General features: G+C 71.7%; 14 protein-coding genes and 1 pseudogene. 5 read left to right on the forward strand and 10 right to left on the reverse strand.

The window, feature by feature from the left end:
- From ACFW3D_RS20295 to ACFW3D_RS20310, 4 genes and pseudogenes are all read left to right on the forward strand, one after another.
- Positions 1–303, forward strand: a pseudogene (locus ACFW3D_RS20295) (ABC transporter substrate-binding protein); the annotation flags it as partial.
- Between the two features lie 545 nt (positions 304–848).
- Positions 849–1,433 (forward strand): helix-turn-helix domain-containing protein, encoded by a 585-nt coding sequence (locus ACFW3D_RS20300; protein WP_500505608.1) that lies wholly within the window; start codon positions 849–851, stop codon positions 1,431–1,433.
- A 93-nt stretch (positions 1,434–1,526) separates the two neighbouring features.
- A complete protein-coding gene (locus tag ACFW3D_RS20305; protein ID WP_500505609.1) occupies positions 1,527–2,393 on the forward strand; it encodes a class I SAM-dependent methyltransferase in 867 nt (288 codons plus the stop codon).
- 178 nt (positions 2,394–2,571) lie between these two features.
- The gene (locus ACFW3D_RS20310) at positions 2,572–3,111 is read left to right on the forward strand and encodes a manganese efflux pump MntP (protein ID WP_500505610.1); all 540 of its coding nucleotides are present in this window, start codon (positions 2,572–2,574) and stop codon (positions 3,109–3,111) included.
- On the opposite strand, the gene pqqE is transcribed toward ACFW3D_RS20310, so the two are convergent.
- From pqqE to ACFW3D_RS20360, 10 genes are all read right to left on the reverse strand, one after another.
- Positions 3,108–4,229: a pyrroloquinoline quinone biosynthesis protein PqqE gene (gene pqqE, locus ACFW3D_RS20315; protein WP_500505611.1), complete on the reverse strand. Its 1,122-nt coding sequence runs from the start codon at positions 4,227–4,229 to the stop codon at positions 3,108–3,110. The genes ACFW3D_RS20310 and pqqE overlap by 4 nt on opposite strands.
- Entirely contained in the window at positions 4,222–4,563 is a 342-nt protein-coding gene (gene pqqD, locus ACFW3D_RS20320; protein WP_500505612.1) for a pyrroloquinoline quinone biosynthesis peptide chaperone PqqD, read from the reverse strand. Before pqqD ends, pqqE begins: the two co-directional genes overlap by 8 nt.
- Positions 4,564–4,568: 5 nt before the next feature.
- Positions 4,569–5,279, reverse strand: coding sequence for a pyrroloquinoline-quinone synthase PqqC (gene pqqC, locus ACFW3D_RS20325; protein WP_500505613.1), 711 nt, complete (start codon positions 5,277–5,279; stop codon positions 4,569–4,571).
- A 4-nt stretch (positions 5,280–5,283) separates the two neighbouring features.
- Positions 5,284–6,171: a pyrroloquinoline quinone biosynthesis protein PqqB gene (gene pqqB / locus ACFW3D_RS20330; RefSeq protein WP_500505614.1), complete on the reverse strand. Its 888-nt coding sequence runs from the start codon at positions 6,169–6,171 to the stop codon at positions 5,284–5,286.
- A gap of 110 nt (positions 6,172–6,281) precedes the next feature.
- Positions 6,282–6,377, reverse strand: a complete 96-nt coding sequence (gene pqqA / locus ACFW3D_RS20335) for a pyrroloquinoline quinone precursor peptide PqqA (protein WP_500505615.1) — start codon at positions 6,375–6,377, stop codon at positions 6,282–6,284.
- 43 nt (positions 6,378–6,420) lie between these two features.
- Positions 6,421–8,121, reverse strand: a complete 1,701-nt coding sequence (locus ACFW3D_RS20340) for a PQQ-dependent dehydrogenase, methanol/ethanol family (protein ID WP_500505616.1) — start codon at positions 8,119–8,121, stop codon at positions 6,421–6,423.
- A gap of 22 nt (positions 8,122–8,143) precedes the next feature.
- Positions 8,144–8,605, reverse strand: a complete 462-nt coding sequence (locus ACFW3D_RS20345; protein WP_500505617.1) for an MSMEG_3727 family PQQ-associated protein — start codon at positions 8,603–8,605, stop codon at positions 8,144–8,146.
- A gap of 226 nt (positions 8,606–8,831) precedes the next feature.
- The gene (gene katG, locus ACFW3D_RS20350) at positions 8,832–11,072 is read right to left on the reverse strand and encodes a catalase/peroxidase HPI (protein ID WP_500505618.1); all 2,241 of its coding nucleotides are present in this window, start codon (positions 11,070–11,072) and stop codon (positions 8,832–8,834) included.
- Positions 11,073–11,103: 31 nt separating this feature from the next.
- Positions 11,104–12,504, reverse strand: coding sequence for a DNA-binding protein (locus ACFW3D_RS20355; protein ID WP_500505620.1), 1,401 nt, complete (start codon positions 12,502–12,504; stop codon positions 11,104–11,106).
- Positions 12,505–12,723: 219 nt separating this feature from the next.
- A complete protein-coding gene (locus ACFW3D_RS20360) occupies positions 12,724–13,341 on the reverse strand; it encodes a TetR/AcrR family transcriptional regulator (RefSeq protein WP_500505621.1) in 618 nt (205 codons plus the stop codon).
- A 178-nt stretch (positions 13,342–13,519) separates the two neighbouring features.
- Here ACFW3D_RS20360 and ACFW3D_RS20365 point away from each other — a divergent pair, with 178 nt between their 5' ends.
- On the forward strand, positions 13,520–14,560 hold the full coding sequence (locus ACFW3D_RS20365) for an aldo/keto reductase (protein ID WP_500505622.1): 1,041 nt from the start codon (positions 13,520–13,522) through the stop codon (positions 14,558–14,560).
- The last annotated feature ends 210 nt before the right edge of the window (positions 14,561–14,770 follow it).

Below are 14,770 nucleotides of genomic sequence, written 5' to 3' on the forward strand. Positions count from 1 at the left end.
CCCGACCCCGACAACTTCACCGCCCCGTTCTTCGGCGACGGCAACGTGCTGTCCAACAACTACGTCAACAAGAAGATCACCGGCGAACTGCTCCCGCGCACCGCCGCCGAAGCCGGCCGCGCCGCCACCACCACCGACTTCGAGGACCTCCAGAACCTCGTCGCCGACGACGTGCCGATGATCCCGCTGTGGCAGGGCAAGCAGTACGTCGTCTCCAAGGACAACATCAACGGCCTGGAGTGGACCCTCGACCCCTCGACCGTCTTCCGCTTCTGGGAGATCCAGAAGGGTGCGACCCAGTAGCCAGGTGTACGGGCGGGCGTCGGCCGCCGGGGGCGGTGGGAAGAGGGCTCACGCCGCTCTCACACCACGACGGCCAGGATGGACGCAGACGCGGCAGCCGCTTGCTCCCTCTTGCGGCTGCCGCGTCCCCGTGAAGTGGTCGGGAACCGGCCGCCCCGGTCGGTCCCGGCGCGGAGGCCGGCGGTGAGCGGTCGGACCGGTGGCGTTGCCGGCCACCCACGTACGGCGGCCGCCACGACCCGGTCGACGGGGGTTCCGACGATGCCGATGGCACGGGCGGCGTAGTGCGCCCGGCTGCGCTGTCCAGTGGCGTCCCGTGGGTGAAGCGGACGAGGTCGTCGGTCAACTGCCGCAATGGCAATGCGTGGTGGCCCGCTCCCGAGCACGACGACCGCGCGGCGGGAGCGGGCCGGCATCAGCGCCCCGTTCAGCGCGGCGCTCCGCCGGTTCGTCCGTGGCGTCCCCTTCCCGCGGTCCGCACGCCGGCGGAGCCGGACGCTGCCGACGCCGGGCATGCCTTGCCGTGAGCGCATAGAGTCTTGCCCATGACGCAAGACGATGGTGATCTGGACAGCCTGGTGCGCAAACGCATCCGCGCCCTGCGCGTGGCCCAGGGCTGGTCCCTGGAGGAGCTGGCGACCCGTGCCAACGTCAGCCAGTCCACGCTCTCCCGGATCGAGAACGGTCAGCGGCGGCTGGCCCTCGACCAGCTCGTCACCCTCGCACGCGCCCTGGACACCTCCCTCGACCAGTTGGTGGAGACCGCGTCGGACGACGTCGTCTCCAACCCGGTGGTCGACAGGGCGCACGGGCTGATGAGCTGGCCCATCAAGGCGGAACCCGGCATGACCGTCGTGCGGCAGCGCATGACGAACCCGCCGCCCGACCAGCCGTCCCGCATGCGGGCCCACCCCGGCCGTGAATGGCTCGTCGTCCTGTCCGGGACCGCGGTCCTGCTCCTGGGCAATCGCCGCCTGCGGATCGAGACCAACCAGGCGGCGGAGTTCCCGACGATGCTCCCGCACGCCATCGGGGCCGAGGGCGGACCGTGCGAGATCCTGGGCATCTTCGACCGCGACGCGCGCCGGGGCCATCAGCGCGGCGCGGACACCGGCAAGGCATCACCGTGACGGTTTGCGCGTGCCGCAGCGCAGCGGGCCATCGCCTTGCGCTTTCCGGAAGGCGCCGGGACGTGGCCGTACGGCCCGGTTAGCGTGGCCGCCATGAGCCACCCCCACCCGCAGGCAGCGCCCCATGGCGCGCCCCACGTCCACGATCACGACACGGACGTCCAGGCCGAGATCCTCGACCTGGACGCGGAAGTGCTCGCCGAACACACCGCGTCCCTCACAGCCTGGCTGCCGGTCGGGAACGGCCCCCGCCACATCGTGGACCTGGGCTGCGGCACGGGAGCCGGAACCCTCGCCCTGCTCCGGCGCTTCCCCGAGGCACAGGTGACGGCCGTCGACGCGTCGGCGCCGCATCTGCACCGCCTGCGGGCGAAGGCGGCCGAGGCCGGAGTGGCCGACCGCGTACGCCTGGTCCACGCCGACCTCGACGAACCGGCCTGGCCCGGTCTCCGCACCCCTGACCTGGTGTGGGCCTCGGCCTCGCTGCACCACATGGCCGACCCCGACAGGACCCTGCGCCAGGTCCACGACCTCCTGGCGCAGGGCGGCCTCCTCGCCGTCGTCGAACTGTCCGGCTTCCCCCGCTTCCTGCCCGAGGACGCCCCGGACGGCGCCCCGGGCCTCGAGGAGCGCTGCCACACCGCCCTCGACCACCACCACGCCGAGCACGTCCCCCACCGCGGGGCGGACTGGCCGGCCAAGCTGACCGGCGCCGGCTTCACCGTCGAAGCCGAACGCACCCTGGCCATCGACATCGCCCCGCCCCCCACCGAGGCCGTCACCCGCTACGCCCTCGCCACCCTGCGCCGCATGCGAACCGCCGTCGCCTCGGCCCTGACGCCGGACGACCTGACCGCCCTGGACCGCCTGCTCGACGCCGACCGCCCCGACGGCATTCCGCGCCGCACCGACCTGCACGTCCGCACCGAACGCACGGCCTGGGCCGCCCGGCGGGCGTGAGGTCCGTGCCGTGATTGGCCCCGCGTACCGCGGCGAGTAGTGTGGGAAATGCCCTGGAAGTCGGCTTTGCGCGGGGAATTCCGCGTCCCGTCCGGGACATCGTTCCTCACCTGACGGAAAGTCCGCGCGGCGGATCCGACCCCATCGCCGTCGGCCGTCATCGGGCAGAGACATCGCCATGATCTGGGAAGTACTGGTCCTGGGTTTCGTACTCAGTCTCGACAACTTCCGGGTGTCGATCGCACTCGGCACCGTTCCGTTCGGTCTGAAGCGCGCGGTGCAGGTTGCGCTGACCTTCGGGTTGTGGGACGCCGTCATGCCCCTGGTCGGGCTGCTGATCGGCCGCCGGATCGGGGAGTCCGTCGGGGACGTCGCCGATCTGGTGGGCGCCGCCGCCCTCGGTGGGTACGGTCTGTACCTCGTCGTCTCGGCCCTGCGGCACCCCGAGCCCGAGGAGTTGGACCATCCCTGGGCGCTGTTCGGCATCCCGCTGACACTGAGCCTGGACAACCTGTTCGCGGGGGCGAGCCTGGGGATCCTGGGACTCTCGCCGTGGTTCTCGGCCGCCGTCTTCGGCGTCACGACGGCGGTGATGTCGCTGGTCGGGCTGCAACTCGGCCGGGCCGCGGCGCGTCTGATCCGGCTCCGCCCGGACCTGCTGAGCGGGGTCACCTTGATCATCGCCGCCGTGGCACTGCCGTTGTGGTTCGGTGGCTAGCCGCGGTCCGCTCGGTCAGGGACGCGGTCCGGGCGGCGGGCTCGGTGCGGTCGGGGGACCAGCGGGGGACCGTGGGCGCGCGAGCCGGCGTTGGCGGCGTCGACCGCGCGGGCCACCAGGTGGTGGTCGGGCGACAGGTGGCAGACCGGGTCGGTGCGGGCCGCGTCGCCGGTGAGCAGGAACGCCTGGCAGCGGCAGCCGCCGAAGTCCACCTCCCGCCGGAAACAGCTCCGGCAGGGCTCGGGCATCCAGTCGGTCCCCCGGAACGCGGTCATCACCGGGGACTCCGCCCAGATCCGCTCCAGCGAGTCCTCCCGCACACTGGCCCGCGGCAACGGCAGGGTCTGTGCGGCCGGGCAGGGCAGGACGTCGCCGTTCGGCGTCACGGTCAGCTGCCGGGACGCCCAGCCGCCCATGCAGGGCTTCGGGTAACGGCTGTAGTAGTCGGAGAGGACGTAGATGACGTCCATGCGGTCCCGCAACCGCTCACGGGCCGCCCGTACGACGACCTCGGCGGCCTCCAGCTGGGCCCGGCTGGGCAGCAGCGCGGCTCGGTTCCGCCAGGCCCAGCCGTAGTACTGGGTGTTGGCCAGCTCCAGCCGGTCGGCACCCACCTCCTCGGCCAGGTCCAGCACGTCGGCGACGTGGTCGATGTTGTACCGGTGCAGCACCACGTTCACGGTCAGGGGCCAGCCCAGTTCCTTGACCACGTGCATGGCCTCGATCTTGCGCCGGAAGGACGGGACGCCGGCGATCCGGTCGGACGCGGCCGCTTCGTGGGCCTGGACGCTGATCTGCACGTGGTCCAGGCCCGCGGCCCGCAGCTGTTCGGCCCTCGGCCGCGACAGCCCCAGCGCGCTCGTCACGAGATTGGTGTACAGGCCCAGGTCGTGGGCGGCCGCCGCGATCTCCACCAGGTCGCGTCGCAGCAGCGGTTCCCCGCCGGACAGGTGGCACTGCAGAACTCCCAGTTCCGCCGCCTCGGCCAGCACCCGCCGCCACTCGTCCGTGGTCAGCTCGTCCTGGTAACCGGCCATGTTCAGCGGGTTGGAGCAGTACGGGCAGGCCAGCGGGCAGCGGTAGGTGAGTTCGGCGAGCAGACCGAACGGGCTATCCATCGGTGAGCTCCATCCAGCGCCGGGCGACGAGCCGGGCCAGGAACCGCCGCACCTCGTCCTCGGGGACGGTCCGGTAGCGGGTGCCCAGTTCGGTCACGATCTCGGCCACGGTGTGCCGTCCGTCGCACAGTTCGAGGATGGCCGCGCCGCTGCCGTTCAGGACCACCACCGTCTCGGGGTGCAGCAGCACCGGACGTCGTCTGGTCCGGCAGAAGGCGAGCCGGACATGGCGTGCCAGCCGGGGCCGGTCCGAACCGCGCACCTCGGTGCCGCGACCGGTCCGGGCCGTGGTCAGGGTCGTGGTCCGGGTCGTTCCGGCAGGGGTCGGGTCCATGGCGGTCACTCCGGGTAGGCCTGTTCGACGGCGTCCATCAGGCTCCACAGGACGTCGCACTTGAACGACAGCGCGTCGACGGCGCGCGCCTGGGACTCGGCGGAGAGGCAGTGCGACGTGACCACTTCGAGGGCGTGCTCGCAGTCACGGGGTGCCTGCTGCAGGCGGGTGCGGAAGTAGGCGAGGCCCTCGGGGGCGATCCACGGGTACCAGCGCTCGAACGCGGCCAGTCGTGCGGCCATCAGGTCGGGTGCGAACAGCTCGGTGAGCGAGGACGCCACCGCCTCCACCCAGGGGCGGGTCCGGGCGAAGCCCACGTACGCGTCGACGGCGAACCGCACTCCGGGCACCAGGTGCCGGTGGTCCCGGACCTCCTCGCGGGTGAGCCCGGCGGCCTCGCCCAGGCGCAGCCACGCCTCGGTGCCGCCCTCGCCGGCCGCGGTGCCGTCGTGGTCGACGATCCGCCGGATCCAGCGGCGGCGGAACTCGGGCTCGGGGCAGTTGGAGAGGATCGCGGCGTCCTTGCGGGGGATGTTCTCCTGGTAGTAGAAGCGGTTGGCCACCCAGCCGCGGATCTGCCGGCGGCTCAGCTCCCCGGCGTTCATCCGCACGTGGAACGGGTGCTGGTCGTGGTACCGCTGCGAGTGGGCGCGCAACGCCTCGACGAAGCCGTCGGCGCCGCTGCTCCTGCTCGTCCTCGTGGGTGTCGTCGTCACGGTGCTACACCTGGACCTCGAGGCCGTCCGTGGCCACTTCAACGCCGCTCTCCCGCACCGCACGCCGCTCGGGCGTGTCCTCCAGGAGGACGGGGTTGGTGTTGTTGACGTGGACGAAGATCGTCCGCCCCGCGGCCAGCGAGGGCAGCTGCGCCAGGCTGCCCTCCGGGCCGTCGATGGGCAGGTGGCCCATCTCCCGGGCCGTCCTGCCGGCCAGTCCGAGCCGTACGAGCTCGTCGTCACGCCAGCAGGTCCCGTCGATCAGCAGGCATCCGCAGCCCTCGAGCTCCGCGCGCAGCGCCGGCGTCAGCGATTGCACCGCCGGCAGGTAGACCAGCGTTCCCCCACTGCGCCCGTCGGTCAGCCGGTACCCGACGACGCGGCCGTGGTCCGCCTCGGTCGCGAACCGGGCCCGTTTGGCGGTGGGTACGTCGAACGCGCGGCAGGAGATGCCGTCCGTCAGGGCCAGATCGGTGCCGGGGACCACCGCCCGCCACTCGACGGCGCAGTAACGCCGGAGCGTGCTCAGGATTCCGGAGCCGTCGCACAGGGTCTTGTGCGCCGCCGGCGTGGCGTACACCCGCAGGGCCCGGGCCTCGCGCAACAGGAGCAGGCCCAGAGTGTGGTCCAGTTCGGCGTCGGTGAGCAGCACCGCTTCCAGCGGCGTCGTGCGGTCGCCCCGCGGGTGCAGTGCGGGGAAGGCTTCGAACTGGGAGCGGAGGTCGGGGGAGGCGTTGAGGAGGAACCACCGGCGACGGTCGGCGCTGACCGCGATCGAGGACTGGGTGCGCGGCGGGCCGGCCCCGGAGCGGATCGCGGCGCACACCGGGCAGCCGCAGTTCCACTGCGGGGATCCGCCCCCCGCCGCTGAGCCCAGCACTCGCACCAACACGCCGGAACTCCGTTCGTCGCAGGTCCGGGTCCGAAGCCGGCCCGGCCGTCCGTGGGCGTCCGGAGCCCGAGGCCGGGGCGCCGGACTCGGTCCGGCGTGCCCCGTGTCCGCTAGTCCTCCAACCGGGCGACGTACATGGTCACCTCGGCCGCGACCGCGATCTCCTCGAACTCGGGCGTCTCCCACTCAGCGAGCTGGGATTCCATGAATCCACCTCCTTCCCGCCGGACACGGCAGGTTCCGGTCGCGCTACGACCAGTCGGGGAGGGCGAAGGCGATCAGGGCGCTTCCGTGCCCCGCGCCGAGCATGCCGGGGAGGAACCCCTCGGCCCATCCGCCCCAACCGACCGGCACGGCGACGTACTGCCTGTCGTCGACCATGTAGGTGGTCGGGCTGCTGTGGTGGCCGCTGCCGCACTGGAACTGCCACAGCTCCTGCCCGGTGCGGGCGTCGAGTGCGTTGAACTCGCCGGAGGGCTCACCGGCGAACACCAGGTCGCCGCCGGTGGCCAGCACCGAGGCGCACATCGGGAGGTCGTTGCGCCAGCGCCACTGCTCAGCGCCGTCGGCGTCGAACGCGCTGACGGAGCCCGCCATGTCCTCGATGTCGACCTGAACGCCCGCGCCCCAGTACGGGATGCTCTCCTTGAACTCCCGCCGCCGACGGGTCGCCGTGGCGCCGGTGTCCTGGACGGGGACGTAGAAGAGCCCGGACTTCGGGCTGTAGGCCGCGTGGGTCCACTCCTTGGCGCCGGCCGGTCCCGGGTAGAAGTGGACGGGCTCTCCTTCCTTGTCCGGGTAGAGCTTGGCCGTCACCCGGCCGTCCCTCGTGATGGCCCCCCACGTGATGCGGTCCACGAAGGGGGTGATCCCGACCCTCGCCCCGTTCGTGCGGTCGAGGACGAAGAAGTAGCCGTTCTTGTCGAAGTGCCCGAGCAGCTTGCGCCCGTCCCGCTCGAACAGGATGCACTCGGCGATGCTGTCGTAGTCCCACACGTCGTGCGGGGTGCACTGGTAGTGCCAGCGGATCTGACCGCTGTCGACGTCCACGGCGATGACGCAGTCGGTGAAGAGGTTGTCGCCCTCGCGGACACCGCCGTCGAAGTCGGGCGCCGGATTGCCGGTGCCGACGTACAGCAGGTTGGTCTCCGGGTCGAAGGTGCCGGTGACCCAGCAGTTCGCCCCGCCACGCGCCCAGGCCTCGCCGTCGGCGGGCCAGGTCTCCGAGCCCGGCTCCCCGGGCTTGGGGACGGTGTAGCAGCGCCACTGGTGCTCGCCGGTGGCGAGGTCGAACGCGTCGAGGTGGCCGCGTACGCCGAACTCGCCGCCGGAACTGCCGACGACGACCATGTTCTTGACGACCAGGGGCGCCAGTGTGGCGCTCTCCCCGGCCCGGACGTCACCGTAGGTCCTGTCCCAGACCCGCTTGCCGGTGGTCGCGTCGAGTGCGAGCAGGCGGGCGTTCGGCGTGACGGAGAAGACCTTCCCCTGCGCCACGGCGACCCCGCGGTTCACGTTCCCGCAGCACAGGGACACGTCGAAGGGGACGGCGTGCTTGTACCGCCAGATCTCCACACCGGTCTTCGCGTCGAGGGCCCAGACCCAGCCGTCCCAGCCGGAGAGGAACATCACCCCGTCGACGACGATCGGGGCGGCCTCGAACGAGTAGGTCGACGCACCCGCGATCAGACCGGTCGTGCCGGCCTGGAAGACCCATGCGGGGACGACGCGCTTGACGCTCTCCGTGTTGATCTGGTCCAGCGGGCTGTACCGCTGCCCGTTGTAGGCGCCGTAGTAGGTGAGCCAGTTGTGCGGCTCCCGGCGGGCGTTGAGTATACGTTCGTAGTCGACGCCGGCCACCACGGGCGGCGCGACGTCCCCGCCCGCGACCTTGCCGCTCAGCATGCCTTGATCGACGGCCTCACCCGCGTCCACGTAGTCGACGGTCATGTGCTTCTCCTCCTCCTTCTTCCTACGGCCGCGGTTGCTCGGGGCGGTCGAGGCGGGCCTCCGGCGGAGCTTCTCCCATGACGACGATGGCACCGGTCAGTCCGCGGCCCTCGTCGTTGCCCGTGGGCGAGCCGAACCAGTAGTAGCCGGGCCCGTCGAGGTTGAGGGTCGCCCGTCCGCGCGAATGGTTCACCAGCCAGATGAACTTCCGGTCGCCATTGCTCGGCAGGAGCGCGCAGTGCGTGTTCAGGTCGTCGTTGACGAGTTCGAGCTCGATGTCGCCTCCATGGGGCATGACCAGAATGGAGGGATCCCAGGTCAGCTCATCCGGGTGGATCCGGATCGTGGCCTGCATGCTGCCGTCCGATTTCTCGGCGGCGTACCCGATGCTGCCGGTTCCCAGCACGTGACCCAGCGCCGCTTTGTTCTGTTCGGCCAACCCGATCTTGTCCAGCAGGTCGGATCGCTCCTGCATGGTCGTCATCGGGACTTCACTCTCCTCGTGCCGAATCGCTGCGTTTTCTCCGAATTGAATTCACTGAATTCATCGCACCGGATTGAATTACGCAGAAATGGCGGTAATTTGTCACCCAATAAGCACGCTACGCCGCATGGATCACACCGACAAGGGTGGGCGCGAGCGCGGGCGGGCTCATGCCGTTCGGCCGCGAGGCGCTACCGTTCGTCCCCCGTGTGCCACCGCCCGGAGGTCACATGAGGTCGTAGCGGTCGAGGCTCATGACCTTGTCCCACGCGGCGACGAAGTCCTTCACGAACTTCTCCCGTGCGTCGTCGCCGGCGTAGACCTCGGCGAGGGCGCGCAACTCGGAGTTCGAGCCGAAGACGAGGTCGACCCGGCTGCCGGTCCACCTGACCTCGCCGGTGGCCCGGTCGCGGCCCACGAAGGTCTCGTCGCCCGCAGCGGCCGGTTCCCACTGCGTGCCCGGGTCGAGCAGGTTCACGAAGAAGTCGTTGGTCAGCGACCCGGGCTCCGTGGTGAGCACCCCCAGCGGCGACTGCCGGTGGTTGGCCCCCAGTACCCGCAGGCCCCCCACCAGCACGGTCATCTCGGGCGCGCTCAGGTCCAGCAGGTTCGCACGGTTGACCAGCAGGTGCTCCGACGGCAGCCGGGCGCCCTCGCCGCGGTAGTTGCGGAACCCGTCCGCGACCGGCTCCAGGGCGGCGAAGGACTCCGCATCGGTCCACTCCTGCGTGGCGTCCGTGCGTCCCGGAACGAAGGGGACCCGTACGTCGTGGCCGGCCCTCCCGGCGGCCCGCTCGACGGCGGCGGACCCGGCGAGCACGATGAGGTCGGCCAGCGAGATCTTCTTGCCCCCGGTCCGGGAGTCGTTGAAGGCCCGCTGGATCCCCTGCAGGGTGCGCAGCACCTGTGCCAGTGCCCCGGGGTCGTTGACCTCCCAGTGCCGTTGCGGCTCGAGGCGGATGCGCGCGCCGTTCGCCCCTCCGCGTTTGTCGCTGATCCGGAACGTCGAGGCCGACGCCCACGCGGTCGAGACGAGCCGGGAGAGCGGCAGCCCGCAGGACAGGACCTGTGTCTTGAGCGCGGCGATGTCCGCCGCGCCGACGAGCTCGTGGTCCACGGCGGGGACCGGGTCCTGCCAGAGCAGCGTCTCCTGCGGGACCAGCGGTCCGAGGTAGCGCCGGACGGGGCCCATGTCGAGGTGCGTCAGTTTGAACCAGGCCCGGGCGAACGCGTCCGCGAGCCGGTCGGGGTTCTCCAGGAAGCGCCGTGCGATCGGCTCGTAGCCGGGGTCCGCCCGCAGCGCCAGGTCCGTCGTCAGCATGGTCGGGGCGTGTGCCACCGACGGGTCGTGGGCGTCCGGGACGGTGCCGGCCCCGCCGCCGTCCTGCGGGATCCACTGCCACAGACCGGCGGGGCTGAGCTCCAGGTCCCACTCGTAGCCGAACAGCGTCTCGAAGAAGCTGTTGTCCCACGTGGTGGGGGTGGGCGTCCATGTGCCGTCGAGCCCGCTGGAGATGGTGTCCGGGCCCTTTCCGGTGCCGTAGCTGCTCCTCCAGCCCAGGCCCTGTTCCTCCAGGGGGGCACCCTCGGGCTCGGGGCCGAGGCAGGCTTCGGGGTCGGCCGCACCGTGGGTCTTGCCGAACGTGTGGCCGCCCGCGATCAACGCGACGGTCTCCTCGTCGTCCATCCCCATCCGCCGGAAGGTCTCGCGGATGTCCCGGGCGGAGGTGAGCGGGTCCGGGACGGTGTTCGGCCCCTCCGGGTTGACGTAGATGAGGCCCATCTGGTCGGCGGCGAGGGGACTCTGCAACTCCCGGACGCCGCCATGGCGTTCGTCGCCGAGCCAGGCGTCCTCGGGTCCCCAGTAGACGTCCTCGTCGGGCTCCCACACGTCCGCCCGGCCGCCCGCGAAGCCGAAGGTCGTGAAGCCCATCGTCTCCAGGGCGCGGTTGCCCGCGAAGACCATCAGGTCGGCCCAGGAGATCCTGCGGCCGTACTTCTTCTTCACCGGCCAGAGCAGCCGGCGCGCCTTGTCGAGGTTGCGATTGTCCGGCCAGCTGTTCAGCGGCGCGAAACGCTGCATGCCGGCGGCCGCGCCGCCGCGGCCGTCGTGGATGCGGTACGTCCCGGCGCAGTGCCACACCATCCGGACCACGAGCGGCCCGTAGTGGCCGAAGTCGGCCGGCCACCACTCCTGCGACGTGGTCAGCGCCGCGTCGATGTCGCGCGCCAGGGCGTCGAGGTCGAGGCCGCCGAACTCCGCGGGGTAGTCGAATCCCTCCCCCATGGGATCGGCCCCGGGGTGGTGCTTCCGCAGGACCCTCAGATCGATCCGGTTCGGCCACCAGTCGCGGTTGTCCGCGCCGCCGGCCGGCCGGGTGCGGTGCCCGCCGGAGACGGAGAGGCCGAGGCCGCCCGCGTTGCCGGCGCTCGTCCCGCCGGCAGCGGCGCCCGGAGTGTCCGACACGGGGATCTCCTTCCGGAGGTTGCGTCGACGTTCAGATGTTCAGCGCGCGACGCACGGCCGGCGTGTTCCGCCGGGAAACCGGCACCATCTCGTTCGCCCGGTCGTCCATGACCAGGGACAGCTCGCCCTTGAGTCCGCGCTCGATCTCCCGGATGCGGCTGAGATTGACCACGTACCGGCGGTGCACCCGCAGGAAGCCGACGTCCGCCAGGTCGCTGTCGAGCTTGTCCAGGCTCAGGGAGGCGGCCCGCAACCGCCCCTGATCGGTGGAGAGCCACACGTCGTTCCCGTGCGATTCGGCGAAGGAGACCTCCGGCAACCGCAGCAGCACCATCCGGTTGTCGCGCATCGCGACCAGCCGGCGGGGCGGCACCCGGGGGTGCGCGGACCCCTCCACCCGGGGCAGCCGCACCCCGTCGGAAACCCCGAACAGCACCAGGCTCCCGATCAGGTGTCCGGAGGAGAAGACGGGCCGGAAGCTGATCGACGTCGGCTCGTCGGCGAGGTGGGCGAAGATCTGCGTCGAGCCGACCCAGCCGGGATCGTGGGCCCCCTGCCTGCTCGCGTACCGGGCGGCCGCGATGAACTCCGGCAGCCCGGGGTTCCACCGCAGGGTGGGGTCGATCGCCGGGGTGTACGCGGGGACGCCCAGGAGCACACTCGCCATGCCGTCGGCGATCACCACCTTGCCCGCGGTGTCCACCGCGGCGAGCGCCGCACCGGACGTCGCCCTGGCCTGGGTGTACGCCGCGACCAACTCGGCGCCGCTGTCCCGGGCGCGCCGCTTCAGCGGATACCGGGTCATGGTGACGGCGCTCGCCAGCCAGCTTTCGGCGGCCGGGGGCAGCCCGCTGCGCCAGCAGGAGATGTTCAGGACCGCGATCGGTTCCCTCGACACCACGTCACGCACCGCGATGCCCGCGCACACCCAGTTGTGGAACGCCTGGCACCAGTGCTCGGCGCCCCTGATCGGTACCGGGCCGTGCGCCTCGAGCGCCGTGCCCATGCCGTTCGTGCCGGCCGCGCACTCGGACCAGCAGGACCAGGGCGCCAGATTGCAGTCGCCGGCCCGGGCGAGCGTGGCGTGATCACCCCACGCGGCGAGGATCCGGCCGGTGGCGTCGGCGACGGTGACGACGCCGCCGAGGCTGCCCACCTCGTGGGCCACTGCGGCGGCGCGAAAGCCCAGTTCGGCGAAGACCACATCGTGCTCGGGCGTGCGGTCGGGCATCGCGACGGCGACCGGGGCCCTCGGGAGCCGGGGATCGACCCGGTACTGCTCCCGGCAGCGGTGCCAGGAGATCGCCACCAGGGGCCGGATGCCCGGGACGTGATCCTCGCCCTGCACGAACCTCTCCCACGCCGCGAGCACGGGGCCGTTGCCGAGGTTCGCCGAGTCGGGTTCGAGTCGATGTGCGTCCCTGTCCCTCATGGTTCAGAACCGCCTGTGGTCCATCCCCGGTGCCCGACGGCGCGGGCACGATCCGCTCCGGTCGCCGCCCGTGGCGGCCGGACCTGCGGCGGACCGGCGACCGCGTCGCGGGTCTTCCTGCCTCGTCACCCGTTCAGGCCGTGTCGCGGCCCTCCACTGCCCACCCTAGTACCGTCGACGGGATGTGGACGTCCGCTCGCTGCCAGGTGCGGGGTGCAGCTAGGCGGGGCGGCGGTAGATGCCGTGCCACCAGGTGTGCGCGAGTTCGCGGGCGAACGCGGGGTCGCTCGCGGCGCCGGCGGTGGTGACCTGGTCGGTCAGGGCGCGTTCGCCTCCGGTGACGATGATCCGCGTGGCGCTGACGGGGTCGAGGCCGGCGGGGGTGCGGCCGGCCTCCTGTTCGGCACGGAGGATCTTGATCGTCCAGTCGGTGAACTGGCGGAGCTCGGCCGTGAAGTAGTCGCGCACGGCGCTGTCGTACGCCGCGACCTCGGCGAGCGCCCGCCGGACGGCGGCGTGCCGCCGGTAGACCCGGATCACGTCGAGGAAGGCCGCCTCGAGCCCCTCGACCCCGGCCGCGGGCTGCCAGGCCGAGGTGACGTCGAAGGACGAGGCCATGAGCTGGTTCGCCAGGCGCAGCAGCAGGTCGATCTTGTCGCGGAAGTGGCTGTAGAAGGTCGAGCGGGCGACGCCGGCCTCGGTGCAGATCTGCTGCACGCCCAGTTCCGTGAAGTTCGCGCCGCCCGCCAGCAGGCGCTCGGTCGCGGCCAGGACGTCCGCCTCGGCCGAGGTGGGGCGGCCGACCTTCGCGGTGCGGCGGCGGGTGATCGAGGGCATGTCCGGATCCTGGGGTCGTCGCGGGGCCGGGGGTCTGCGGCAGCGAACGTCACATTACACCGCGTCCGGACATCGTGTAGCGTAATTTCCGGACGCAATGTCCGGACGCGGCGACTGGAAAAGCGTGAGGGACCGGTCGGGCCGCGGAGCAAGCACGTGTGCGTACGAGGAGTGACTGGTGAAATATCGTCTGCTGGGACGTACCGGGGTCTGGGTCTCCGAGATCTCCCTGGGCGCCATGACGTTCGGCGGCAAGGACCACCCGGTGTACGGCACCCACGGGGCCCTGGGGCAGCAGGAAGTGGACCGGGTGGTCGGCGCGGCCCTCGACGCCGGGATCAACTTCCTTGACACCGCGGACGTCTACGCCGACGGCGAGAGCGAGGAACTGCTCGGCCGGGCGGTCGGGCGGCGCCGGCGGGACGTGGTGCTGGCGACCAAGCTGCTCGCCCCGGTCGGGCCGGGCCCCAACGACCAGGGACTGTCGCGGCTGCACGTGATGCGGGCCCTGGAGGACAGTCTGCGCCGACTGCGCACCGACCACATCGACCTGTACCAGATCCACAACCACGATCACCTGACGCCGGTGGAGGAGACGCTGAGCGCCCTCGACGACGCCGTGCGCCAGGGCAAGGTCCGCTACGTCGGCTGCTCCAACCTGGCCGCCTGGCAGATCAGCAAGGCGCTGGGCATCTCCGCGCTGCACCACTGGACGGCGTTCGTCGCCAACCAGACGCACTACTCGCTGGTGGCGCGCGACGCCGAGCACGAACTGGTTCCCCTGGCCGAGGACGCGGGGCTGGGCCTGACGGTGTGGCAGCCGCTGGCCGGCGGATTCCTCACCGGCAAGTTCGACCGCGGCGGGACGACCACCGAACCGGACTCCCGCCGCGCCAGGAACGGCTTCGACTTCGTCCCCTTCGACGAGGACCGCGGCTTCGCGGTGCTCGACGCGGTCCGGGCCGTCGCCGCGCGGCACGAGGCGAGCCCGGCCCGGGTGGCGCTGGCCTGGCTGCTCGCGCAGCCTGCCGTCACCAGCGTCATCGTCGGCGTCCGGACGGTCGGGCAGCTCGCGGACAACGTCGCCGCAAGCGGCCTGACGCTGACCGCGCAGGATCTCGCCGAACTCGACGAGGTCAGCCGGCCGCCCGCGGTCTATCCGAACTGGATCCAGCAGTGGTTCGCCCCGACCCGGACACCCGCCGGCAACCTGGCCTGAAAGGCCCACCGGGTGGCCGCGACCACCAGGGGCAGGGCATCCGGACTTCCCCGAACGCCCTGCCCCACCGCCCGGCCGGGCGGTAGATTCCGTAGGTGCGTTGATCTTCCGGGCGGCGGCCACCACGTGCAGCCGCGGACGATGCGGGGGCGCCTCACGTCACGGGGCCGCCCCGGCAGGCATGCCCGTCGTCACCCCACCGGAGATCCC

Source organism: Streptomyces sp. NPDC058864 (genome assembly GCF_042742985.1).
Lineage (GTDB): Bacteria > Actinomycetota > Actinomycetes > Streptomycetales > Streptomycetaceae > Actinacidiphila.

What these genes read in the sequence shown, in the direction of transcription:
- ACFW3D_RS20300 (WP_500505608.1), top strand. Translation starts at nt 849, where the DNA reads ATGACGCAAGACGATGGTGATCTGGACAGCCTGGTGCGCAAACGCATC.
- ACFW3D_RS20305 (WP_500505609.1), top strand. Translation starts at nt 1,527, where the DNA reads ATGAGCCACCCCCACCCGCAGGCAGCGCCCCATGGCGCGCCCCACGTC.
- ACFW3D_RS20310 (WP_500505610.1), top strand. Translation starts at nt 2,572, where the DNA reads ATGATCTGGGAAGTACTGGTCCTGGGTTTCGTACTCAGTCTCGACAAC.
- pqqE (WP_500505611.1), bottom strand. Translation starts at nt 4,229, where the DNA reads ATGGATAGCCCGTTCGGTCTGCTCGCCGAACTCACCTACCGCTGCCCG.
- pqqD (WP_500505612.1), bottom strand. Translation starts at nt 4,563, where the DNA reads ATGGACCCGACCCCTGCCGGAACGACCCGGACCACGACCCTGACCACG.
- pqqA (WP_500505615.1), bottom strand. Translation starts at nt 6,377, where the DNA reads ATGGAATCCCAGCTCGCTGAGTGGGAGACGCCCGAGTTCGAGGAGATC.
- ACFW3D_RS20340 (WP_500505616.1), bottom strand. Translation starts at nt 8,121, where the DNA reads ATGACCGTCGACTACGTGGACGCGGGTGAGGCCGTCGATCAAGGCATG.
- ACFW3D_RS20345 (WP_500505617.1), bottom strand. Translation starts at nt 8,605, where the DNA reads ATGACGACCATGCAGGAGCGATCCGACCTGCTGGACAAGATCGGGTTG.
- ACFW3D_RS20355 (WP_500505620.1), bottom strand. Translation starts at nt 12,504, where the DNA reads ATGAGGGACAGGGACGCACATCGACTCGAACCCGACTCGGCGAACCTC.
- ACFW3D_RS20360 (WP_500505621.1), bottom strand. Translation starts at nt 13,341, where the DNA reads ATGCCCTCGATCACCCGCCGCCGCACCGCGAAGGTCGGCCGCCCCACC.